This window comes from Dactylosporangium sp. CS-033363 (genome assembly GCF_050942475.1).
In the GTDB taxonomy this organism is placed as follows: Bacteria; Actinomycetota; Actinomycetes; order Mycobacteriales; family Micromonosporaceae; genus Dactylosporangium.
On the sequence record NZ_CP192032.1, the window covers coordinates 3,911,774 to 3,930,946 of the forward strand.

Genomic DNA, 19,173 nt, shown 5'->3' on the forward strand with positions numbered 1-19,173 from the left:
CGCCCTGCCGGGCGGGGGCCGCCGCGCATAGATGGGGGTTGTTATCGACATGTAGCCATGGGACGGTTGCTGTCCAGGAGCACGAGTCGGGAGGCGAGATGCATCGGATCAGCACCGTGGCTGCGGCCGTCATCGTCGTGGCACTTGTGGGCGCACCGCCGGCGGCCGCGGCACCACCGGACCTTGATGCCGCACGGCTGGAACGGCTGGTGACGGTGGACGGCATCACCGACCATCAGCGGGCACTGCAGCGCATCGCCGACCGCAACGGCGGCACGCGCGCCACGCGCACGCCGGGCTACACCGCGTCGGCCGCGTACGTGAAGTCGACGCTGGAGAAAGCCGGGTACAACGTCCGCTTCGAGATGTTCAACATGCCGGAGTGGCACGAGAACGCGGCGCCCGTCCTGCAGCAGACCGCGCCGAACGCCAAGACCTATGTCGCGGGCAGCGCCGCGGACGACGACTCGGCGTCGGTCGACTTCATCGCGTTCGAGCACACGCCGACCAAGGCGCTGACCAACGTCAGGGTCGTCCCGACCACGGACATCGCGATCCCGAGCCCCGGCGGTACGACCTCCGGCTGCGAGATGGCGGACTTCCCGGCGGCCACCAGCGGCGCCGTCGCGCTGATCCAGCGCGGCACCTGCGCGTTCACGGTGAAGCTGGAGAACGCCGTGCAGGCGGGGGCCATCGGCGTGATCCTGTTCAACGAGGGCGACACGCCGGCCCGCACCAACGCCCTGTTCCGGTCGGCCCCGCTGAACTACCCGATCCCGGCGGTCGCGTCGAGCCTCGCCGTCGGCCAGGAGCTCTACAACGCCTACCAGGCGGGCCAGAACCCGACGGTGAACCTCACGACCAACGGCGTCGACGAGGAGAGGCTGTACCCGAACGTGGTCGCCGAGACCAGGCGCGGCGACGCGAACCACGTGGTGATGCTCGGCGCCCACCTCGACTCGGTGACCGCGGGCCCGGGCATCAACGACGACGGGTCGGGCACGGCGTTCCAGCTCGAACTGGCCGAACAGCTCGCCAAGGCCGGCACCCCGCCGCGCAACAAGATCCGCTTCCTGTGGTTCGGCGGCGAGGAGGACGGCCTGGTCGGCTCGCAGTACTACGCGGCCCACCTCTCCGACCGCGAGGTCGCGCGCATCGACATGATGCTCGACACCGACATGATCGCCTCGCCGAACTTCGCGCGGCTCGTCTACGACGGCGACGGCTCGACGTTCGGCGCCGAGAACGCCGGTCCCGCCGGCTCCGGCACGATCGAGCGGGTCCTCACCGAGTACTGGTCCCAGCGCGGGATGGTCAGCGAGCCGATCCCGTTCGACGGCCGCTCGGACTACGTCGGCTTCGTCAACCGCGGCATCCCCGCCGGCGGCGTGTTCGCCGGGGCCGAGGCGCCGAAGACCGCCGAGCAGGTCGCGAAGTACGGCGGCGTCGAGGGCGAGCAGCTCGACCCGTGCTACCACGAGGCCTGCGACACGTACTCCACGGTCACCGGCCAGCCGCCCGCGTCGACGATGGAGACGTTCGCCACGAACCCGGCGCTCGCCCAGCAGCAGGCGAACAGCCTGTGCGGCAACGCGCTGCGGTCGCTGCAGCAGTTCAAGAACACGCTCGTGCATGCCGCCTGGTACTTCGCGCGCGCCAAGAACGCCTTCCCGCCGAAGGCGAACGCGGCGCAGGCCAAGGCGGCCGGGGCCCAGCACCAGTTCCCGTACCGGGGCCACGACCGCACCCGCGATCGCTGAGCGGTCTCGGACAGGCCACTGCCCCGGCGATCGCCGCCGGGGTAGTGGCGCGGCCGCTCAGCCTGCCGGCGCCCGGTACGGATCGTGCTCGGCCAGCAGCTTCTCCAGCCGGGCCTGGTCGACGCGGGAGACGATGTCGCTGGTCTCGTGCTGGTCGCGGATCGTCTTGGCCAGGGTGAGGCTCGAGGTGACCACGTAGAGCAGCCCGAGCGCGAGAAAGCCCCGCATCCAGGGGGTGACGGGAAGATAGGCGATCCCCACCAGCATCGCCACGACCGAGATCGCGAACGACAGCGCGGCCTGGATCGTGAAGGCGGCGGTCGGTTTCCGCTGAACAGGCGTACCCATGTCATGCAGCGTGCACGAGCGGCACGACGTCCGGTCGAGTACACCTACCCAGATTCGACTCCGCACACGTACTCAAACCCGTCGAGAACGTCGCGCGGGGAATGCCGGGGCCGGGGCGGGTGTCTCATCTGGCATGAGTTCGCGGATCGTGAGCTGTGTGCAGTGCGGCCAGCGCAACCGGGTGCCGGCGGCCGCCACCGGGAAGCCGGTGTGCGGCAAGTGCCGCGCCGCCGTGCCGTGGATCGTCGACGCCGACGAGTCGTCGTTCGGCGAGGTGGCCGAGGGCTCCTCGACGCCGGTCGTGGTCGACCTGTGGGCGCCGTGGTGCGGGCCGTGCCGGATGGTCGGGCCGGCCCTGGAGCAGGTGGCGGGCGAGCTGGCCGGCACCGTCAAGCTCGTGAAGGTCAACATCGACGACGCGCCGGGCTTGCAGCGGCGTTTCGACGTGCGGGCGGTACCGACGCTGATGATCGTGAAGGACGGCCGGGTGATCGCCCGGCAGGCCGGTGCTTCCTCACCCGCCGCGTTGCGCTCCTGGGTCGAGCGCACGCTGGAAGAAGCGCAGGCGGGCTAGCGCGCGGACGATCGGGCGGCGACGTCGGCCATGACCGCCCGGTACTCGGCCGGCTCCAGCCGCCCGCTGAGCAAGCGCTCGATCGCCTCCGCCTCGACCTGCGCCAGACTGTCGGGAGCCTCGGGCCGCGCAAGACCGTCGCGTGATCCGTCACGTGATTCGGGCCGCGCGGAACCGTCACGTGATCCGTCACGTGATTCGGGCCGCGCGGAACCGTCACGTGATCCGTCACGCGATTCGGGCCGCGCGAAACCGTCACGTGATCCGGGCCGCGCGAGACCGTCACGTGATCCGTCACGTGATCCGGGCCGCGCAAGACCGTCGCGTGATCCGTCACGTGATTCGGGCCGTGCGAGACCGGCACGTGGTTCGGAGAGCGGCTCGGGGAGTGGGCCGAACCGCGACGCCAGCCAGAGCGCGGCGCGCGGCTCGTAGGCGCCGGGGCGGCGGTCGCGGCGGATCAGCCGGGCGTGCGCGGCGATCAGGCCGGCGTACGCGAGCGCGATCAGCAGGGCCACAAGCAGCGGTGCGGGCACGACCCAGTCTCCCACGCGTAGGCTCGCGATCGTGACGGACATCCGGGTGTACCGCGCCGGGCCGGAAGATCTCGGCCCCCTCCTCGCCCTGGTGGCGGAGTTCTGCGCCGTCGACGGCCACGACTTCGACGAGCCGCGGGTCACCCGCGCGCTCGGGCCGCTGCTGCGCGACGACGAGCACGGGCAGGTCTGGCTGGCCGGTCCGGACGCCGGGTACGCGGTCGTCACCTGGGGCTGGAGCCTCGAGTCCGGCGGCCGGGAGGCGCTGCTCGACGAGATCTTCGTGCGCGAGCGGGGCCGCGGGCTGGGCGCCCGTCTGCTGCAAACGGCCACCGCGGCCGCGGCCGCAGTTGGCGCCGCCGTCATGTTTTTGGAGACCGAGGCCCCCAACGCGCGGGTCCGCGAGTTCTACGCGCGGCACGGGTTCGCGGCCCAGGACTCGGTGTGGATGAGCCGGCCGCTGGACTGACCGGCGGGTAACCGTACAGTGTCACGTGCGGGAGCGTCCGGGGCCGGCACCGCCGCGGGCGCTCCCCCTCACCGCAGCGCTGGGGTGAGGCGCTCGAGGATGTCGGCGAGCACGGCGGGACTGGTCGCGAAGTTGAGCCGGACGAAGTCGCTGGTGTCGACGTCGGTACCGTCCGAGAACTCCGCACCCTCGCTGAGCCGCACCCGAGCGGTCCGCTCCAGCCAGCCCGCCGGCGCGGGTTCCCGCAGGCCGCCGAGCCAGGCGAGGTAGGTGCCCTCCGGCTCGCGGTACCGCAGCGGGAGCCCGGCCGCCCACGCGCCGACCGCGGCCCGGTTCGCGGTGAGCGTGCCCCGCAGCTCCTCCAGCCAGCCGGCCCCGTCCCGCCACGCCGCGACGGTGGCGAGGCGGCCGAGCGTGCTCGGGGTACCGAAGAAGTCCGGAGGCATGTCGTCGAGTCGCGCGCGGAGGTCGGGTGGCCCGACGTGCGCGACCGCGCAGCGCAGCCCCGCGAGGTTGAACGCCTTCGTGGCCGAGGTGGCGGTGATGGTCCGGCGGGCCGCCCGCTCCGACAGCGACGCGAACGGGATGTGCCGGTGCGGCGCGTACACCAGGTCGGCATGGATCTCGTCGGCCAGCACCGGCAGGTCGTGCCGCTCGGCGAGGTCCAGCAGCGCCGCTAGCTCGTCGCGGCGGAACACCCGGCCGCTGGGGTTCTGCGGGTTGACGAGCACCATGAGCCGCACGCCGTCCATTGGGGAGGGTCCAATGGGGACGATCCGCCGTCCACTGCGGACGATCGCGGCCAGGAACGGCGGGTACGCGGGCACGTGGATCGCCACCCCGTCGCCGGGCCGGGTGGTCTGCTCGATGACGACCTGCAGGACCTGCAGCACATCGGTGAAGACGCGGGTGTGCCCGCCGCTGGGCGTCCAGCCGTGCCGGGTGGCCATCCACGCCTCGAACGCGGCCGGGACCGGGTCGCCGTCCGGCCAATGTGGATAGCCGAAGTCCTCGCGGTCCACGGCGTCGAGCAGCGCGTGGCGGACGGCGGGGGCCACGCCGAGGTCCATGTCGGCGACCCAGGCCCCGATGGTGCCGGGGGCGACGGCGCCCCACTTGACCCCGGTCCCGCGCCGAATGGTGGATTTCGGCCGCAGCAGGTCCCGGAGAATCTCCAGCTGGCCGTGGTGCTGGGCGAGCTCTTCGTACACATGCAGGAGGGCGGCCCCTTTTGTGGCGATCCCGGCCGGTCCGAGGAAGCCGGGGTTGGGCGCCTGGGCGAGCGGCTCGCTCCAGTCCGCGGCCCGCGCGTCCGCGGCCAGCTGCCGTTGGGCCTGCTCGACCCGGTCGAGGAGCTCGGCCACCGGACCGGTCGCGGTGAACTCGGCCTCGCGGTCGCGCTCGACGGCCCGCCCGGCCACGAGGCCGCCGGCCCAGTACTCGACCACGCCGAGGCAGTGCGTCAGCAGCGCGTACGGCGAGCTGGCCCCCTGCACCGGCGGCCGGGTGTTGGCGAGGTCGTCGCCGAGCCCGCCCACGATCCCCGCCATGCCGGACAGCGCCCGCCCGGTCGCGTCCAGGTACTCCTCCACGGTGACCACCGCGCGCCCCTCCGTCTCCGTCACTGGCTTGACCGGTGACGGGGACACCTTGCGCGCCGACCGCGTCACCTGTCAAGGTGGTGACGTGACGTTCGTGTTCGTGAGCGGCGACCTCGCCCTGGACTTCGCCGCGACCCTGAAGTGGCGCCGCCGACCGGCCCCCGACGAGCTGCTGGCGGCCGGCGCCGACGCGGGCCGGTGGGCGGTCGAGGCGGGAGTGCTCACTCGCGCACCCCGGATCGGCGCGAACGAGCATCGCGAGCTGCTCGAGTTGCGCGAATCGGTGTACCGGCTGCTGCATCCGTCGATATCCGCGCAGCGCGCCTCGGATGTGCGCACCGTCAACCGGGCGGCCGCGCGGCCTGGGCCTCGACTGGCGCTGACCGCCGACGGGGTGCGCCGGACCGGGGACGCGGGCGCGGTGGGCGCGGCGATCGCCGGGGCGGCCCTCGCGCTGCTGGAGAGCCGCCCGCCGATCCGGGAGTGCGCGGGCGAGGAGTGCACCCGGCTGTTCGTGGACCGCTCGCGCGCCGGGAACCGCACCTGGTGCGGTATGGACGAGTGCGGCAACAAGGTCAAGGCCGCCTCGTACCGCGCCCGCCGCGCGTCGAACGCCTAGCCGCTGCTCACTCGTGCTCCAGGGCCAACACTGGCAGGCGCCTGGCCAACGGGGCGGGCAGCCACCAGGCCCGCCGGGCCGGCAGCTGCACGACCGCCGGCACGATCAGGCCGCGGATCACTCGTGCTCCAGGGCCACCACCGGCAGGCGCCTGGCCAGCGGAGCGGGCAGCCACCAGGCGCGCCGGCCCAGCAGCTGCATGACCGCCGGCACGATCAGGCAGCGGATCACGACCGCGTCCAGCAGGACCGCGGTGGCCAGGCCGAGGCCGAACTGGCGCAGCATCCGGTCCGGGGCGAGCAGGAACGAGCCGAACACGAGCACCATGATCGCCGCGGCGGCCGTGACCACCTGGCCGGTCGTGGCCAGGCCCTCGGTGACGGCGGCGGCCGGGTCGGGCTTGCGGCGCCAGGCCTCGTGCATGCGGGCCAGCAGGAAGACCTCGTAGTCCATGGACAGGCCGAACACGATCGCGAAGATCATCACCGGGACGTAGGCCTCGACCGGGCCCGGCTGCTCGCCCAGCCAGCCGCGCTGGAAGACCAGGGTGACCACGCCGAGGGCGGCGCCGACGCTGAGCAGGTTGAGCAGCGCCGCCTTGATCGGGATGAGGACCGAGCGGAACACCACGAGCAGCAGCAGGGCCGAGACGGCGACGACGACCCCGACGAACGCCGGCAGCCGCCCGCCGACCGCGCCGGAGAAGTCGACCACGGCCGCGGTACTGCCACCGACCAGGAACGTCGCCCCCGTGCGCGCGGCCACCGGCGGCAGGACGCCGGTGCGCAGCCGGTCGACGAGCGCGGTGGTCTCCGGCGACTGCGGGCCGGTGGCCGGCACGACGATCACCGTCGAGCCGCCGCCGGGGAACGCCTGGGCCACCCCGTCCGCCTTGGCCAGGGCCTCCTGCGCGGCGGTGGCGGCCTGCTGGTCGCCGCGCACGACCACCACCAGCGGGCCGTTGAAGCCCGGGCCGAAGCCCTCGCTGAGCAGGTCGTACGCCTTGCGCGTGGTGGTCGCGGCCGGGTCGGTGCCCGAGTCGGCGAAGCCGAGCCGCAGCCCGAGCAGCGGCGCGGTCAGCGCCAGCAGGGCCAGGGTCGGCAGGACGGCGGCGAGCCATGGCCGGCGCTGCACCGCACCGGACCAGCGCCGCCAGCGGTCGCCGTCGCGGTGTGCGCGTTTTGCCGCGCGTTGCTGCACGGATCGCTCGATGCGCGCACCGAACACCGCGAGCAGCGCGGGCAGCAGGGTGAGCGCGGCGAGCATCGTGACGAGCACGGTCGCGGCGACGGCGACCGCCACGCCCTGCAGCGAGCCCAGGCCGAGCACGACCAGGCCGAGCAGCGCCACGATCACCGTGCAGCCGGCGAAGAACACCGTGCGGCCGGCCGTGTCGAGTGCGCGCGTGACCGCGTCCGCGCGGGGCAGCCCGGCGAGCAGTTCGCTGCGGAAGCGCGAGAACACGAGCAGCGCGTAGTCGATGCCGACGCCCAGACCGACGAGAATGAGCAGCGGCGTGGTGAAGTCGGCGACGGTGGCGACGTGCGAGGCGAGCACGACCAGACCGATCGCGCTGCCCACCGCGAACACCGCGATGATGATCGGCAGGCTCGCGGCGAGCAGCGAACCGAACATGAGCACGAGGATGACGAGCGCCGCGAGCAGCCCGGCGCCCTCGGCCGCGCCGCCCGCCGCCTCCTGCGCGCCGCGCACCGCGTCCCCGCCCAGCTCGACGCGCAGCCCGTCACCGGCCGCGTCCTGCGCGGTGTCGATGATGCGCCGCACGTCCTCCGGCGGGACGTCCTGGGACTGTCCGTCGAGCGTGAGGGTGGCGTAGCCGACGGTACCGTCGCGGGACTTTTGCAGTTCTTGCACGTTTGTCACATGCGGCAAGGTTTCCAATCGTGCAAGCATCGGGTCGATCCGGCCCCGGTGCGCGTCGAGCCCGTTCGCGGCCTGCAGCACCACCTGCACGCTCGCTCCGGCCTGCGCCGGCGCCGACTCGCGCAGCGCCTCCAGGGCCTGCTGCGATTCGGTCCCCGGCAACGAGAAGTCGTTGTGGTACCGCGCGCCGGCCGCCTGCGACCCGAGGCTCACCGCCACCAGCACCAGCACCCACACGGCCAGCGCCAGCCAGCGCCGGCGGTACGCCCAACCTGCGATCCGCTCGAACATGGCCCGACCGTATGAACGCCGCCCGCCGCGCCGAAACCCTCCGCGGTAGCCACCCGGCGTACCTCCACGGGGGTACACGGGCTCCCTCCGCGGCACGATCCGCCCAGCCCAGACGCCGTTTACGCTGGAGCGCATGGCGAACACCGGAGCGCGGCGGACGGCGGCCGACCTCGCGCTCGCCGTGGCCGGGCTCGTGGCGACCCTCGCCATCCTCGGCAGCGACGGCTTCGGCACGCCCGACCCGCGCTCGCGCCACCTGGACCTGCTCGGCGTCGCGCTCGCGGTGCTGGCCGGCGCGCCGTTGGCCGTACGGCGGCGGGCGCCCGCGGCCGGGTACGCGGTGAGCGCCCTGGCCAGCGTGCTGCTGCTGCGGCTCGGCTACCCGCTCGACGCGCCGCTGGCCACGGCGGCGGCGGCCTATGCGGTCGCGGTGGCGTACAGCGGCGCCCGCCCCGGCCCGCGGTTCCTGGCGCTGGCCGGGGTCACCGCCTTCGTCCCGGCGGTCGCGCTCGCCTACGCATCCGTCGGGGTGCGCGTCTGGGACATCTCCACCGAACTGCTCGCCTGGGCCGCCACGTTCGCCGGCCTGTGGATCGCCGGCGACCGCACCCGGCTGCGCGCGCTCCGACTGGCCGAAGCAGAGGAAAACGCCGCACGTGTACTGGCTGATGCCGACCGCGACCGCCGCCTCGCCGCCGCCGACGAACGCACCCGGATCGCCCGCGAACTGCACGACTCGGCCGGCCATGCGATCAATGTCATCCTCGTGCAGGCCGGCGCGGCCCGGCTGCTGCAGGACCGCGACCCCGACCGGGCCCGCGAGGCGCTCAGCACCGTCGAGGCGGTCGCCCGCGAGACCATCGAGGACATCGACCGCCTGGTCCGGGCGCTGCGCGACAACCGCGACGAGCAGGACGTGCCCGCCGACCCGGGCGCCCTGCACGAGCTCATCGACCGGCACCGCGGCTCCGGGCTGCGGATCGCCGCCGACCTGCCCGCCGCGCCGGCACCGCTGCCGCGCAGTGTGGCCTGGGCGGCGTACCGGATCCTGCAGGAGGCCCTGACCAACGCGGCCCGGCACGGCGAGGGCAGCGCCGCGGTCGCCGTCCGCTCGGGCCCCGACCGGATCGAGATCGACGTGACCAACCCGTTCGTGCCTGGCGACATCCGCAACGGCCACGGCATCGTCGGGATGCGCGAACGCGCAAGCCTGCTCGGCGGCACGCTGCGCGCCGACGGCGCGAACGGCCAGTTCCGCCTCACCGCCGTGCTGCCGCACCGATGAGCGCGCAGCTGCGCGTGATGGTCGTCGACGACGACCACCTGATGCGCGCCGGACTCTGCGCGATCCTGTCCGTCGACGACAGCCTGTACATCGTGGCCGAGGCGGCGAACGGGGCGGAGGCGGTCGAGCGGGCCGTCGCGCTCACGCCGGACGTGGTGCTCATGGACATCCGAATGCCGGTCCTGGACGGCATCGAAGCGACCCGCCGCATCGCCGCCGCCGCGCCGGACGTGCGCATGCTCATCCTCACGACGTTCGAGGACGACGACTACGTGCTCGGGGCGCTGCGCGCGGGGGCGGCCGGGTTCGTGCTCAAGCGCATCCAGCCCGAGCAGCTCATCGCCGCCATCCACACCGTGGCCGGCGGGGACAGCCTGCTCGCGCCGGAGGTGACCCGGACCGTCGTGGCCCACCTGGCCGGACCGGCGGCGCCCGACCCGCGGGCCCTGCGCCGGTTGCAGCAGCTCACACCGCGCGAACGGGACGTGCTGACGCTGATCGCGCAAGGGCTGTCGAACGCCGGCATCGCCGAGGCGCTGACCATCGAGGAGTCGACGGTCAAGACGCACGTCAAGCGCATCCTGGCCAAGCTGGCGCTGCGCGATCGCGTGCATGCGGTGATCGTGGCGTACGAGACAGGGCTCGTCCGGGCTGGCTCTTTGCCAGGTAGCAAGATCGAGTAGCATGCCCGGGGTGAAGACATCGGGGGATCTCGTTCGCTACGGACTGGCGGCGGCCATCACGGCCGGCCTCATCGCCGGCCTGCTCGGCTGCGGCGGCGGTGGGGGCGGCAAGGGCATCGACGTGCCGCTGGCCCAGCCGATCCCGTCGGCGAGCAAGAGCACCGAGCCGGCGTACGTGCCCAGCCCGCTCAAGACGGTCACGCTGGACAGGACGACCCCGGGCACCCCGAAGACGACCCCGGCCGAGTGCCGCTACGCCACCCCGGAAGAGGTCTCCGGCATCATCGACGAACCGATCCGCTCCACGTTGGTCGCCGTGGGCGGATGCTGGTACCTGCTGTCGGACGTCGCCCAGATGAACACGAGCGTCAAGGTGTCCGTGTTCCGCAACCGCGTGGCCCAGCAGGACAAGGGCGAGGTGCCGGTGTCCGGGCTCGGCGGCAAGGCCTTCTGGTACGACGAGCACAACCTCGAGGTCCAGCTCGGCAAGGACGTCGTGTGGATCGACATGGCCTACATCAAGGCCGAGGACAAACTGGAGCGGGCCAAGCAGCTGCTCGCTGTGGTCCGCAAGCGGATCTAGCTGAGTCGCCGAGAGCAGGTGGGGGAGCTTCGCTCCACCGCGCCTGCTGCCTGCGCGGACGGCTCAGCGCCCGGTGATGATCAGATAGGCGATGGTACCGATGAAGCCGACCACCGCGAGGGCGAAGAGCATCCCGATGACTCTGAAGACCCCGGCGGCGAAGCGGCCGGCGGCCGTGCGGGGCCGGTAGCCGGTGTCCACCCGGTACGCCTGGCCGCGCTCGCGGAAGCGCCGCGACGACTCCTGGTGCTGGCGCACGGCGTGCTGATGGGCCTGCTGGGCGTGCTGGACGGCTTGGTTGTGAGCGCGCTGAGCGGCTTGCTGATGGGCCTGCTGCCACGGTTGCATGGTCTGTTCCTCCGGTCGATTCCTTCCTGACAGAGCCCGTTGCGGCCCAGAAAATACAACCGGTCCACGCCGAGGTGCAGTCCGAAACAGGCGAGAGACCCTTGGCGCCGGGGGTCTAGATCTTATCGGTGGCGGGTAGGAGCCTTGGTTCATGTCGCTTTCGATTCCAGAGCGCGAGGAGTTTCTCGCCCAGCCGCATGTTGCCGCACTGTCTGTGAGCGCGGGCCCGGGCCGTGGGCCGTTGGTCGTCCCGATCTGGTACCACTACGTCCCGGGCGGTCCGCTCTGGATCTCGACCCATCGGAATTCGCGTAAGGGCAAGCTGATTGCCGAGGCCGGTCGGTTCTCACTGATGGTCGATCGGGTGGCGCCCACGACGCGCTATGTCTCGGTCGAGGGACGAGCCAGCGTGATCGGGCCTTCGAGCGATGATGATCTCCGTGTGATTGCCGGCAGGTATCTCGTGCCGGAGAAGGTCGAGCCGTATGTGAGCTTCGCGCGGGGCGAGTACCGGATCGAGCTGGAGCCGGAGCATTGGCTCTCTTCAGATCTCGGCGAGCCGTGATCGACCGGTAGCGGCAGGCGCAGGCGGGCCGGCGGTTCTCCCGGGGGACACCGTTCAGGGCCGGGCGGCGCTCGGAAACGCCCCGGCTCTGGCGTCAAACAATGCGGCGGACGTTGCGGCCCCGGCGCCGGAGCAGGTGCCGGCCGGAGCTCCCACGGCGGGTCACGACCTGACGCCGGATCAGGCCCCGGACAACGTGCCGACCGCGCACCACGACCTGACGCCGCAGCAACCGCCCTCCGCCGCCGGCAACGACACCGGCAACGACACCGGCCTGGATGCCGGTCTGGATGCGGCTCCCGATCAAGTGGGTCTCGAGTCCGCCCCCGCCCTCGGCGCCGGCCACCGCCGCGCCCAGCCTCTCGCCGAGCGACGTCGCCGCGCCCACCACCGCGGCGCCGGCCGCCGCGCCGCCGACCACCGAGGCCGTCGAGGTCGACCGCCCGGCCGGCACCAGGACGACGACGAAACCGGCCGCCAAGACCACGACCGGCGCCGCCCAGCCGCCACCGCCACCCGCGCCGGCCACGACCGGGGCGTCGCTGTCGCTGAGCTCGACCACGTACTCCGGCTACTGCGGCCCCAGTTCGACGCAGGTCACCGTGTCCGTGACGATCAGGACGAGCACCCCGACGGCGTCGATCCGCTTCGAGATGCACTCCACCGACGGCTTCAACGGCAGCGCGTTCACCGGCACCGCGTCGAACGGCAGCTACTCGACAAGCTTCGGCCTGCTGGTCGGGATCGGCTCGAAGCCCGCCACCACCGACTTCTGGTACACGGTGACCAGCCCGACCTCACGCACGTCGAACTCCGTCACGTTCCACAACAACTGCTACTGAGCGAGCCGGGCCGGGTCCACGCCGAGGGCGACCGAGCGGCGGGCGATCGCGCCGGTCAGGGCGGCGCCGATGCCCGGCGGCTGGCCGAGCGAGCGCAGCCGGGCCATCTCGCGCAGGGCCGGCACCGTCGAGAACCGTTCCAGGGCGTAGATCCCGGCGTGGGCGAGCATCTGGCTGCGCGGGCCGTGGCCGGGGACCTTCTCGCCGCTGTACTGCACGAGCCGCCCCACCGCCGCCACGTCGTCCTCGCGCGACGGGGTGACGGCGAGCAGGTACAGCAGGCCGCGCAGTGCCTTGGCGTTGTGCGGGTCCGGCACCTCGTTCGGGTCGAAACGGTCGCCGGCCGCCAGCGGGATGGTGCGCGGGCGCGGGACGAGGGCGAGCCAGCGGCGGATGAGCGCGCGGGTCGCGTCGCCGCCGAGGTCGGGCAGCAGGTCCTTGCTGTGCTGGGCCCAGCGGGAGGCGGGCTTGGCCCCGGACGCGGTCAGCGCGTGCGCGATCAGCTCCGGGCCGGGCGTCTCCGCGTCGGCCGCCTCCGCCCAGGCCTCGCCGACGTTGAGCCGGCCGGGGAAGCGGTCCAGCCACGGCCGCAGCGGGTCGCTCGCGCCCGTCGGCCAGCGCTTGTCGACGTCGTGCGCGGTGCGGCGGATGACGGCCAGCAGCGCCGGCGGGCACTCGCCGGTCTCCCGCTCGGCCACCTCGGCCAGCACCGCGAGGGTCTCCGGCCGCTCGGTGCTCCAGGTGGAGACGGCGTCGATGAGGTACCGCGCGGCGCCCCACGACAGCGCGCCCGCCGGGATGCCCCGCCCGATCTGCACCAGCAGCCGCCCGACGGGCACCGGGGGCGCCGCGGCCGTCGCGCGCTCGATGACGCGCAGGGTCAGCGCGCAGCGCCGGGCGTCCGGCAGCGCCAGCAACTCGGCGCTGACGATGGCTCCGTCGTACCGCCAGACGTCGCCGTTGGCCGCCGCCAGTTCGACGAGTTCGGCGGCCAGGCCGTCGTCCTCGCCCGCCTCGATCAGGCCGTGGATGTGGGCGGCGCGGTGCGGGTACTTGTCCCGCGACACGAGGGGCCTGTCGAGCATGGCGGTCAGCATAAGTCTCGTGGACGTCGATGTACTGGGCCGAACAGCGCGGTCCCGTTCGCACGGATGGATCAAAATTCGGGCCGATTCGTACACCTGATCGAAGGATTCGGGTATCGTGCGGACATGACGAGCCCGCGGCAGCAGAGCATTCTTTCGGTCATCCGCGATTCGATCGAGAAACGCGGATACCCGCCGACGGTGCGCGAGATCGGCGCGGCGATCGGCCTGGGGTCGCCGTCCTCGGTCGCCCACCATCTCAAGGCGATGGAGAAGGCCGGGCTGATCCGCCGCGACGCGCACGGGCCGCGGGCGGTGGACATCCGCAGCCCGTGGGAGTGCGCCGAGCGCTCGGATCCCGGGGTGGCGGTGCCCCTGGTCGGCACGATCGCCGCCGGTGGCCCGATTCTGGCCCAGGAGGTGCCCGACGACGAGCTGACCCTGCCGACCACGCTGGTCGGGCACGGCACGCTCTTCGCCCTGCACGTCAAGGGCGACTCGATGATCGAGGCGGCGATCTGCGACGGCGACATCGTGGTGGTGCGCCAGCAGGCCGTGGCCGAGAACGGTGACATCGTCGCGGCGATGCTCGAGGGCGAGGCGACCGTGAAGGCCTACCGCACCCGCGACGGCCACGTCGAACTGGTGCCCCGCAACCCGGCGTACACCGTGATCCCGGGCGACGACGCCACCATTCTCGGCAAGGTCGTGGCGGTCCTACGCCGCGTGTGACGGGCAGGCCGCACCGAAGTTGGGTCGATCGGACAGGGTGTACCGGCAGCCGAACCGCGGATCGGCGACGGTTCTCCGATCGAGGATGGCGTCACCGCCCGGCTTGTGGCCGGTGCGCACCCACTTCACGAGATCGTCGAAGCCGGCCTGCAGCTCCGGCTGCGTGAACTCGCAGTGCCCGAGGGCCCGGATCGCCCGCGACACGAACAGGCCGGAGCGGCCGTTGGCGCGGGCGCGCTGGGCGTACACCTGCTCCATGGAAATCGGCACGAAGAGATCCCCGACCGTGTGCATCGACAGCGTCGGCACCGGCGGGCGTCCGTCCACCTTCGGAATGCCGTCCAGCCCCCGGCTCGGGACATCGGTCCGGTCGACGCGCAGCACGTCGCGGTTGAGCCGCAGCTCGTCGCGCGACAGCCACGGGTTCGCATCCTCCTGGTACAGCGTGAAGCGGTTCGACGTCACGTTGCCCTTCGCGATGCCGGCGGTGCCGCCGGTCAGCCCCGGGTACAGGCCGAACAGGAACGGCACCGTGGTCAGCGGCGGGATCGAGGGCAACGCGCTCCAGAACGCGAAGGCCTGGTCGAACCCGGGCCGGGTGCCGCCGCTGCGCTGCTCGACCACGTCCGCCCAGCGCCCGTCGAGGCGCGGCAGCTCCTGGCGGACCAGCCCCTCGTAGGCGGCGGGGTCGGCCGGGAACGGGACGGGCACGCCGGTCAGCGCGGCCGCGGTGAGGTTCGCGTCGAGGAAGTAGTCGAACAGCTCCGCGTCGCCGAGCACCCCGCAGACCGGCATCGCGCCGACGAACGTCCGCGGATAGTGCTCGATCGCCACCGCGGTGATGTGCCCGCCCATCGACTCCCCGGCCATGTAGACGTCCTTCGGCCGGTGCCCGGTGCGGGACTTGAACAGGTCGATGAGGGCGTACGAGTCGCGCACGCCCTGCCCGACGTCGTAGCCGTTGGTCTGGTAGCTGGAGGCGGCCCAGGCGAAGCCGCGCGCGAGGTAGTGCGCCCGCAGCGACGGGCTGCTGACGAAGACGGTGGTGCCGGTGCCCCGGTAGCCGTGGGCGAAGACGACGAGCTCCCCGTTCCAGCGGGCCGGCCGCTCGAGGCGGTAGGCGGCGCCGTTGAGGATGCCGGTGTACACCGTGGAGCCCGCGACCGGCACGAACGGCGTGCCGTCCGGATCGCAGGCGGGGTCGGCGACGAGATAGCCGGGCTGGGTGGTGCTCGCGACGGGCGGAACGCACGCGGGCGGAGCGGCGTGCGCATTCCCCGGGTACGTGAGGAGGCCGAGCAGAACGGCCATGACGGCAACGCTGCGCATCCCACCATCACACGACTCCGCATCGAACGGTGTCAACGACCCGACGTAAACCGGCGGGCATGATCCGGCGTCAACGGTGCATGATTCGATCCCTTGTCACAGCCATCGCTTGTACGGCGATGATCCTCGCGATCCCGTCCGCGGCCCGGGCCACGGACGACCTGCCCGCCCCGACGAGCACCGCACCCGTCTCCGGCGACCCGGCCGGCTGCCAGGGCCCCGTCCTGACGGGCGTGCGGACCGGCCGGCACGACCAGTACGACCGCGCCGTCTTCGACTTCATCGGCGGCACCCCGGGCTGGCGGGTGGAGTATGCCCCGCTGGTCAGCCAGGGCCAGGGCACCACCATCCCCCTCGCGGGCGCGGCCACGCTCCTGGTGGTCTTCAGCGACGCCTGCACCCCCGCACTCGACCTCACCACCGTCTACAACCCGAACCTGCCGGCGCTGCGGCAGATCAAGTCCGGCGGCTACTTCGAGAGCTACGCGAGCTTCGGCCTGGGCGTCACCGCCCGATCCGGGTTCCGCGTGCTGGTCCTGCACGCCCCGGACCGCATCGCCATCGACGTCGCCCATTGACCTGGACCTGGCGGCGGCCCGCGCCGCGCTGGCAGACTGGGCGGCATGGCCGACTGGTTCGCCCAGACCGACGTGGGCAGCGACCTCATCCGGATCACCGAACCGCACGCCAACGAATGGCTCTCGGCGAACATCTGGTGGCTGCACGGCCGCGACCGCGACATCGTGATCGACGCCGGATTGGGCGTGGTCGCGCTGCGCACGGCGATTCCGGCCCTGTTCGCCCGCGATCCGCTGGTCGTGCTGACCCATTCCCACCTCGACCACGTGGGCGGCGCCCCGGAGTTCACCGACCGCGCCGCCCACCCGGCCGAGGCCGAGGTGCTGGCCGCGGGCGTCCCGGCGAGCCTGTACGGACCGGAGCTCTTCGCGAAGCTGGGCGTCGACACCGGCGACGAACCGGTGCCGGAGCTGATGCTGGACGCCCTGCCCGATCCGGACTACGACCCGGCGGCGTACCGCGTCGAGCCGATGACCGTGACCCGCCCGCTGACCGACGGCGACCGCATCGACCTGGGCGGGCGGGTCCTGACCGCGCTGCACCTGCCGGGCCACACCCCGGGTAGCGTCGCGCTGCTGGAGGAGCGGACCGGCACGCTGTACAGCGGCGATGTGGTCTACGAGGGCGGGCTGGTCGACAACCTGCCGAACTCGGACGTCCCCGCGTACCGCCGCAGCCTGACCTTCCTCGCCGACCTCGACGTGTCGGTGGTGCATCCGGGGCACGGCGACAGCTTCGACCGCAAGCGCCTGCGCCAGCTGGCCCGCGCCTACCTGCTCAAGACCGCGTGACCCTCGCGGCCGGGAGGTGGGGCATGCACCTTCATCCAGGCGAGACCGCGGCCGCCGGCTGGCGGGTCGTGCCGGTGCGCGACACTGTGCAACAGTTGCTCGATGCCGCACCCGGGATTTCCGGGCGTCCGCGGGTGGTCGGGATCGACGGGCGCGGCGGCTCCGGCAAGACGACACTGGCCGAGCGGTTCCGCGGTGTGGTGCCCAATTCGGCCGTCGTGCACACCGACGACGTCGCTTGGCACCACGCGTACTTCGACTGGGGTGCGGTGCTCGTCGAGCACGTGCTGCGACCGCTGCATCGGGGCGAGGCGGTGGATTTCCGGCCCGAGGCGTGGCGCGCCCGTGACCGGCCGGGTTCGGTCGCTGTGCGTGCCGGTGTCGACGTGGTCTGGGTCGAGGGTACGGGCGTGATCCGCGACGAGCTCGACCCGTGGCTCGACGCCTCGGTGTACCTGCAGGGCGACCTGCATGAACAGGAGCGGTTGCTCGCCCGTCGCGACGGCGAGTCGCCGGAACAGCGGCAGCACGTCGAACGTTGGCTGCGTGAGGAGCTGCCGTTCATGGTGCGGGAACGACCATGGGCCCGAGCCACGATGATCATCGCTGGTCCGGCGCCCGTCGAGCACGCCTCGGGCACCGATCTCCTCGTCGCCCCTCCGACCGGTCACTGACCCCGAGGTGGGCCGGCTTCGATGCGGGTCTTGGCGGCGGTGAGGTCGCCGCGCCACCAGCCGAGGGCCTCGATCCACCAGGTGGCGCCGGCGTCGGCGTATTGGGTGAGGCGGGCCGCGTCGGTCGGGCCGTTTGTGAAGCCTTCGAGGGCGAGGTCCTTGCCCGGGACGAAGGCGGCGGCGCCTTGTAGAGCGTCAAGCGGTACCGGCGAAGTCCTTTGCTCTTCGAATGTCGGCATTGCGCCGTCGAAGCGGGCGGCTCGGCGCAGGCCGGCGGTGCGTGGCCAGCGGGCGCCGCACCAGATCGGGACGGGCGGGACGTTCCATTCGCGCCAGAGGTCCTGCAGCCGGGCGAGGCGCTCGTCCATGGCGCGGCCGCGGGTGCGCAGGTCGGGGTCGAGGCCGAACTCGGTGTACTCGCGGTCCATCGAACCCAGCGTGGCCACGAGCGTCAGGCGGCCGCCGGACAGGGCGTTGATCGCCGCGCTGTCCTGCGCGACCTCCTGCACCTGGCGGCGCGGGACGGCCACCGTGAGCAGGATGTGCACGCGGCTCGTGGCGGCGGCGATCGCGGCGGCGGCGACGGTCGGGCTGGCGACCGGCCAACCCTCCTGGTGGTACAGCACGTGGTCCCACAGGTGCACCCCGTCCCACCCGTGCCGCTCGGCGGAGACGGCCAGCTCGAGCAGCGCGCGCACATCGCCGAACTGGCCGACGGTGGGCAGTCCGATCGCGTACCTCATCGCAGGGTCACGCCGGACAGTTCGGCGCACGCGGCGAGCAGGCCGTCCTGGAAGTGCAGGTCGTGCGCGGCCGGGTTGGGGCGCAGGTCCTCGCGGCGCTTGAAGTACCGGCCGGTGACGAGCGCGTCGCCGTCCTCGGCGGCCAGCCAGACCTGCGTCTCGGCGCCCTCGGGCAGGTCGTCGGTGGCGTTCGGACCGCCCAGTTTGGTGCGAATCCAGCCCGGGTCGACCGCGTTGCTGCGCACTTCCGGCCACAGACGCGCAACGGCGAACGCGAGCGCGACGTCGTGCAGTTTCGAGTCGCTGTACGCCTGCATGCCGTTCCAGGGTTTGCGCTCGTACTGCAGGTCGTCGAGGTCCGCCACGCCCACCGACTCGAGGCCGGAGGTGAGGTAGATGATCCGCTGCGGGCGGGGCATGAGCGCGGTGAGCACATAGGGCGCGAGCACGTTCACCTGGAACGTGCGCTCGATGCCGTCACCGGTCACGCGGCGCTCGTCCTGGCCGCCGATGCCCGCGTTGTGGATGACCACGTCGAACGCGCCGGCGGTGCGGCCGAGTTCACGCGTTTGCTGCAGATCGGCGAGGTCGCCGATGAGCACTTCGGGCTTGTCGCTTCGCGCGGTCGCGTCGTTGTGCGCCGACGGCTTGTCGTTTCGCGCGGTCGCGTCGTTGTGCGCCGCCTGCGTGTCGGTGAGCGCTGTCGCGCGTTGCTCGCTGCGGGCGTGGAAGACCACGTCGTGGCCGCGTTGCTGCAGGGTGCGGGCCGTCTCCAGCCCGATGCCGTCCGTCGAACCGGTGACCAGGATGCGCGCCATAGTTGGCCCACCGTAGCAGGATCACGGTACGGTC

The 19,173-nt window shown here is 72.6% G+C and carries 22 protein-coding genes; 13 read left to right on the forward strand and 9 right to left on the reverse strand.

Annotated features, from left to right (window positions below):
* Positions 1-98: 98 nt before the first annotated feature.
* Positions 99-1,760, forward strand: a complete 1,662-nt coding sequence (locus ACQPZ4_RS18135) for a M28 family peptidase (protein ID WP_433062218.1) — start codon at positions 99-101, stop codon at positions 1,758-1,760.
* Between the two features lie 57 nt (positions 1,761-1,817).
* Here the strand turns inward: ACQPZ4_RS18135 and ACQPZ4_RS18140 are convergent, their stop codons facing one another.
* The gene (locus tag ACQPZ4_RS18140; protein ID WP_433062221.1) at positions 1,818-2,108 is read right to left on the reverse strand and encodes a YiaA/YiaB family inner membrane protein; all 291 of its coding nucleotides are present in this window, start codon (positions 2,106-2,108) and stop codon (positions 1,818-1,820) included.
* A gap of 133 nt (positions 2,109-2,241) precedes the next feature.
* Between ACQPZ4_RS18140 and trxA the strand changes: the two genes are divergently transcribed.
* Positions 2,242-2,682, forward strand: a complete 441-nt coding sequence (trxA, locus tag ACQPZ4_RS18145) for a thioredoxin (RefSeq protein ID WP_433062224.1) — start codon at positions 2,242-2,244, stop codon at positions 2,680-2,682.
* Here the strand turns inward: trxA and ACQPZ4_RS18150 are convergent.
* On the reverse strand, positions 2,679-3,260 hold the full coding sequence (locus ACQPZ4_RS18150) for a hypothetical protein (RefSeq protein WP_433062226.1): 582 nt from the start codon (positions 3,258-3,260) through the stop codon (positions 2,679-2,681). The genes trxA and ACQPZ4_RS18150 overlap by 4 nt on opposite strands.
* On the opposite strand from ACQPZ4_RS18150, the gene ACQPZ4_RS18155 reads away from it, so the two are divergent.
* Entirely contained in the window at positions 3,250-3,687 is a 438-nt protein-coding gene (locus ACQPZ4_RS18155) for a GNAT family N-acetyltransferase (protein WP_433062229.1), read from the forward strand. The two genes, ACQPZ4_RS18150 and ACQPZ4_RS18155, sit on opposite strands and share 11 nt — an antisense overlap.
* A 68-nt stretch (positions 3,688-3,755) precedes the next feature.
* Here ACQPZ4_RS18155 and ACQPZ4_RS18160 read toward each other — a convergent pair whose 3' ends face one another.
* Positions 3,756-5,312: an aminotransferase class I/II-fold pyridoxal phosphate-dependent enzyme gene (locus ACQPZ4_RS18160; protein ID WP_433062232.1), complete on the reverse strand. Its 1,557-nt coding sequence runs from the start codon at positions 5,310-5,312 to the stop codon at positions 3,756-3,758.
* A 61-nt stretch (positions 5,313-5,373) separates the two neighbouring features.
* Between ACQPZ4_RS18160 and ACQPZ4_RS18165 the strand changes: the two genes are divergently transcribed.
* Complete coding sequence (locus tag ACQPZ4_RS18165) at positions 5,374-5,907, forward strand: CGNR zinc finger domain-containing protein (protein ID WP_433062235.1); 534 nt, start codon at positions 5,374-5,376, stop codon at positions 5,905-5,907.
* 117 nt (positions 5,908-6,024) lie between these two features.
* On the opposite strand, the gene ACQPZ4_RS18170 is transcribed toward ACQPZ4_RS18165, so the two are convergent.
* Positions 6,025-8,082 (reverse strand): MMPL family transporter, encoded by a 2,058-nt coding sequence (locus tag ACQPZ4_RS18170; protein ID WP_433062238.1) that lies wholly within the window; start codon positions 8,080-8,082, stop codon positions 6,025-6,027.
* Positions 8,083-8,215: 133 nt separating this feature from the next.
* Here ACQPZ4_RS18170 and ACQPZ4_RS18175 point away from each other — a divergent pair, with 133 nt between their 5' ends.
* Genes ACQPZ4_RS18175 through ACQPZ4_RS18185 form a run of 3 tightly spaced genes read left to right on the forward strand, consistent with a single transcriptional unit; the run spans position 8,216 to position 10,633 of the window.
* The gene (locus tag ACQPZ4_RS18175; RefSeq protein WP_433062240.1) at positions 8,216-9,367 is read left to right on the forward strand and encodes a sensor histidine kinase; all 1,152 of its coding nucleotides are present in this window, start codon (positions 8,216-8,218) and stop codon (positions 9,365-9,367) included.
* Complete coding sequence (locus ACQPZ4_RS18180) at positions 9,364-10,050, forward strand: response regulator (RefSeq protein ID WP_433062243.1); 687 nt, start codon at positions 9,364-9,366, stop codon at positions 10,048-10,050. The genes ACQPZ4_RS18175 and ACQPZ4_RS18180 overlap by 4 nt, the downstream gene beginning before the upstream one ends.
* A gap of 10 nt (positions 10,051-10,060) precedes the next feature.
* Positions 10,061-10,633 (forward strand): hypothetical protein, encoded by a 573-nt coding sequence (locus ACQPZ4_RS18185; protein WP_433062245.1) that lies wholly within the window; start codon positions 10,061-10,063, stop codon positions 10,631-10,633.
* Positions 10,634-10,696: 63 nt separating this feature from the next.
* Here the strand turns inward: ACQPZ4_RS18185 and ACQPZ4_RS18190 are convergent, their stop codons facing one another.
* Positions 10,697-10,981, reverse strand: coding sequence for a hypothetical protein (locus ACQPZ4_RS18190; RefSeq protein WP_433062248.1), 285 nt, complete (start codon positions 10,979-10,981; stop codon positions 10,697-10,699).
* A 151-nt stretch (positions 10,982-11,132) separates the two neighbouring features.
* On the opposite strand from ACQPZ4_RS18190, the gene ACQPZ4_RS18195 reads away from it, so the two are divergent.
* Positions 11,133-11,546: a pyridoxamine 5'-phosphate oxidase family protein gene (locus tag ACQPZ4_RS18195; protein ID WP_433062251.1), complete on the forward strand. Its 414-nt coding sequence runs from the start codon at positions 11,133-11,135 to the stop codon at positions 11,544-11,546.
* A 278-nt stretch (positions 11,547-11,824) separates the two neighbouring features.
* Entirely contained in the window at positions 11,825-12,388 is a 564-nt protein-coding gene (locus ACQPZ4_RS18200; RefSeq protein ID WP_433062253.1) for a hypothetical protein, read from the forward strand.
* Here the strand turns inward: ACQPZ4_RS18200 and ACQPZ4_RS18205 are convergent.
* Positions 12,382-13,473: a hypothetical protein gene (locus tag ACQPZ4_RS18205; RefSeq protein WP_433062255.1), complete on the reverse strand. Its 1,092-nt coding sequence runs from the start codon at positions 13,471-13,473 to the stop codon at positions 12,382-12,384. The two genes, ACQPZ4_RS18200 and ACQPZ4_RS18205, sit on opposite strands and share 7 nt — an antisense overlap.
* 126 nt (positions 13,474-13,599) lie before the next feature.
* Here ACQPZ4_RS18205 and lexA point away from each other — a divergent pair, with 126 nt between their 5' ends.
* A complete protein-coding gene (lexA, locus tag ACQPZ4_RS18210; RefSeq protein WP_433062257.1) occupies positions 13,600-14,205 on the forward strand; it encodes a transcriptional repressor LexA in 606 nt (201 codons plus the stop codon).
* On the opposite strand, the gene ACQPZ4_RS18215 is transcribed toward lexA, so the two are convergent.
* Positions 14,191-15,516: an alpha/beta hydrolase family protein gene (locus tag ACQPZ4_RS18215; protein WP_433062259.1), complete on the reverse strand. Its 1,326-nt coding sequence runs from the start codon at positions 15,514-15,516 to the stop codon at positions 14,191-14,193. The two genes, lexA and ACQPZ4_RS18215, sit on opposite strands and share 15 nt — an antisense overlap.
* A 137-nt stretch (positions 15,517-15,653) precedes the next feature.
* Between ACQPZ4_RS18215 and ACQPZ4_RS18220 the strand changes: the two genes are divergently transcribed.
* From ACQPZ4_RS18220 to ACQPZ4_RS18230, 3 genes are all read left to right on the forward strand, one after another.
* Positions 15,654-16,112 (forward strand): AMIN-like domain-containing (lipo)protein, encoded by a 459-nt coding sequence (locus tag ACQPZ4_RS18220; RefSeq protein ID WP_433062262.1) that lies wholly within the window; start codon positions 15,654-15,656, stop codon positions 16,110-16,112.
* A 45-nt stretch (positions 16,113-16,157) separates the two neighbouring features.
* Positions 16,158-16,904, forward strand: coding sequence for an MBL fold metallo-hydrolase (locus ACQPZ4_RS18225; protein ID WP_433062264.1), 747 nt, complete (start codon positions 16,158-16,160; stop codon positions 16,902-16,904).
* 74 nt (positions 16,905-16,978) lie between these two features.
* A complete protein-coding gene (locus ACQPZ4_RS18230) occupies positions 16,979-17,578 on the forward strand; it encodes a hypothetical protein (protein ID WP_433062266.1) in 600 nt (199 codons plus the stop codon).
* Here ACQPZ4_RS18230 and ACQPZ4_RS18235 read toward each other — a convergent pair.
* Complete coding sequence (locus ACQPZ4_RS18235) at positions 17,572-18,321, reverse strand: LLM class flavin-dependent oxidoreductase (RefSeq protein ID WP_433062268.1); 750 nt, start codon at positions 18,319-18,321, stop codon at positions 17,572-17,574. The two genes, ACQPZ4_RS18230 and ACQPZ4_RS18235, sit on opposite strands and share 7 nt — an antisense overlap.
* A complete protein-coding gene (locus ACQPZ4_RS18240) occupies positions 18,318-19,139 on the reverse strand; it encodes an SDR family NAD(P)-dependent oxidoreductase (RefSeq protein ID WP_433062271.1) in 822 nt (273 codons plus the stop codon). Before ACQPZ4_RS18240 ends, ACQPZ4_RS18235 begins: the two co-directional genes overlap by 4 nt.
* Between the last annotated feature and the right edge of the window lie 34 nt (positions 19,140-19,173).

Coding starts and splice junctions, on each gene's coding strand:
- ACQPZ4_RS18150 (WP_433062226.1), bottom strand. CDS start 3,260: ATGTCCGTCACGATCGCGAGCCTACGCGTGGGAGACTGGGTCGTGCCC.
- ACQPZ4_RS18235 (WP_433062268.1), bottom strand. CDS start 18,321: ATGAGGTACGCGATCGGACTGCCCACCGTCGGCCAGTTCGGCGATGTG.
- ACQPZ4_RS18220 (WP_433062262.1), top strand. CDS start 15,654: ATGATCCTCGCGATCCCGTCCGCGGCCCGGGCCACGGACGACCTGCCC.
- ACQPZ4_RS18190 (WP_433062248.1), bottom strand. CDS start 10,981: ATGCAACCGTGGCAGCAGGCCCATCAGCAAGCCGCTCAGCGCGCTCAC.
- ACQPZ4_RS18170 (WP_433062238.1), bottom strand. CDS start 8,082: ATGTTCGAGCGGATCGCAGGTTGGGCGTACCGCCGGCGCTGGCTGGCG.
- ACQPZ4_RS18140 (WP_433062221.1), bottom strand. CDS start 2,108: ATGGGTACGCCTGTTCAGCGGAAACCGACCGCCGCCTTCACGATCCAG.
- ACQPZ4_RS18135 (WP_433062218.1), top strand. CDS start 99: ATGCATCGGATCAGCACCGTGGCTGCGGCCGTCATCGTCGTGGCACTT.
- ACQPZ4_RS18200 (WP_433062253.1), top strand. CDS start 11,825: ATGCCGGTCTGGATGCGGCTCCCGATCAAGTGGGTCTCGAGTCCGCCC.
- ACQPZ4_RS18240 (WP_433062271.1), bottom strand. CDS start 19,139: ATGGCGCGCATCCTGGTCACCGGTTCGACGGACGGCATCGGGCTGGAG.
- ACQPZ4_RS18225 (WP_433062264.1), top strand. CDS start 16,158: ATGGCCGACTGGTTCGCCCAGACCGACGTGGGCAGCGACCTCATCCGG.
- ACQPZ4_RS18175 (WP_433062240.1), top strand. CDS start 8,216: ATGGCGAACACCGGAGCGCGGCGGACGGCGGCCGACCTCGCGCTCGCC.
- ACQPZ4_RS18205 (WP_433062255.1), bottom strand. CDS start 13,473: ATGCTCGACAGGCCCCTCGTGTCGCGGGACAAGTACCCGCACCGCGCC.
- ACQPZ4_RS18180 (WP_433062243.1), top strand. CDS start 9,364: ATGAGCGCGCAGCTGCGCGTGATGGTCGTCGACGACGACCACCTGATG.
- ACQPZ4_RS18215 (WP_433062259.1), bottom strand. CDS start 15,516: ATGGCCGTTCTGCTCGGCCTCCTCACGTACCCGGGGAATGCGCACGCC.
- ACQPZ4_RS18195 (WP_433062251.1), top strand. CDS start 11,133: ATGTCGCTTTCGATTCCAGAGCGCGAGGAGTTTCTCGCCCAGCCGCAT.
- lexA (WP_433062257.1), top strand. CDS start 13,600: ATGACGAGCCCGCGGCAGCAGAGCATTCTTTCGGTCATCCGCGATTCG.
- trxA (WP_433062224.1), top strand. CDS start 2,242: ATGAGTTCGCGGATCGTGAGCTGTGTGCAGTGCGGCCAGCGCAACCGG.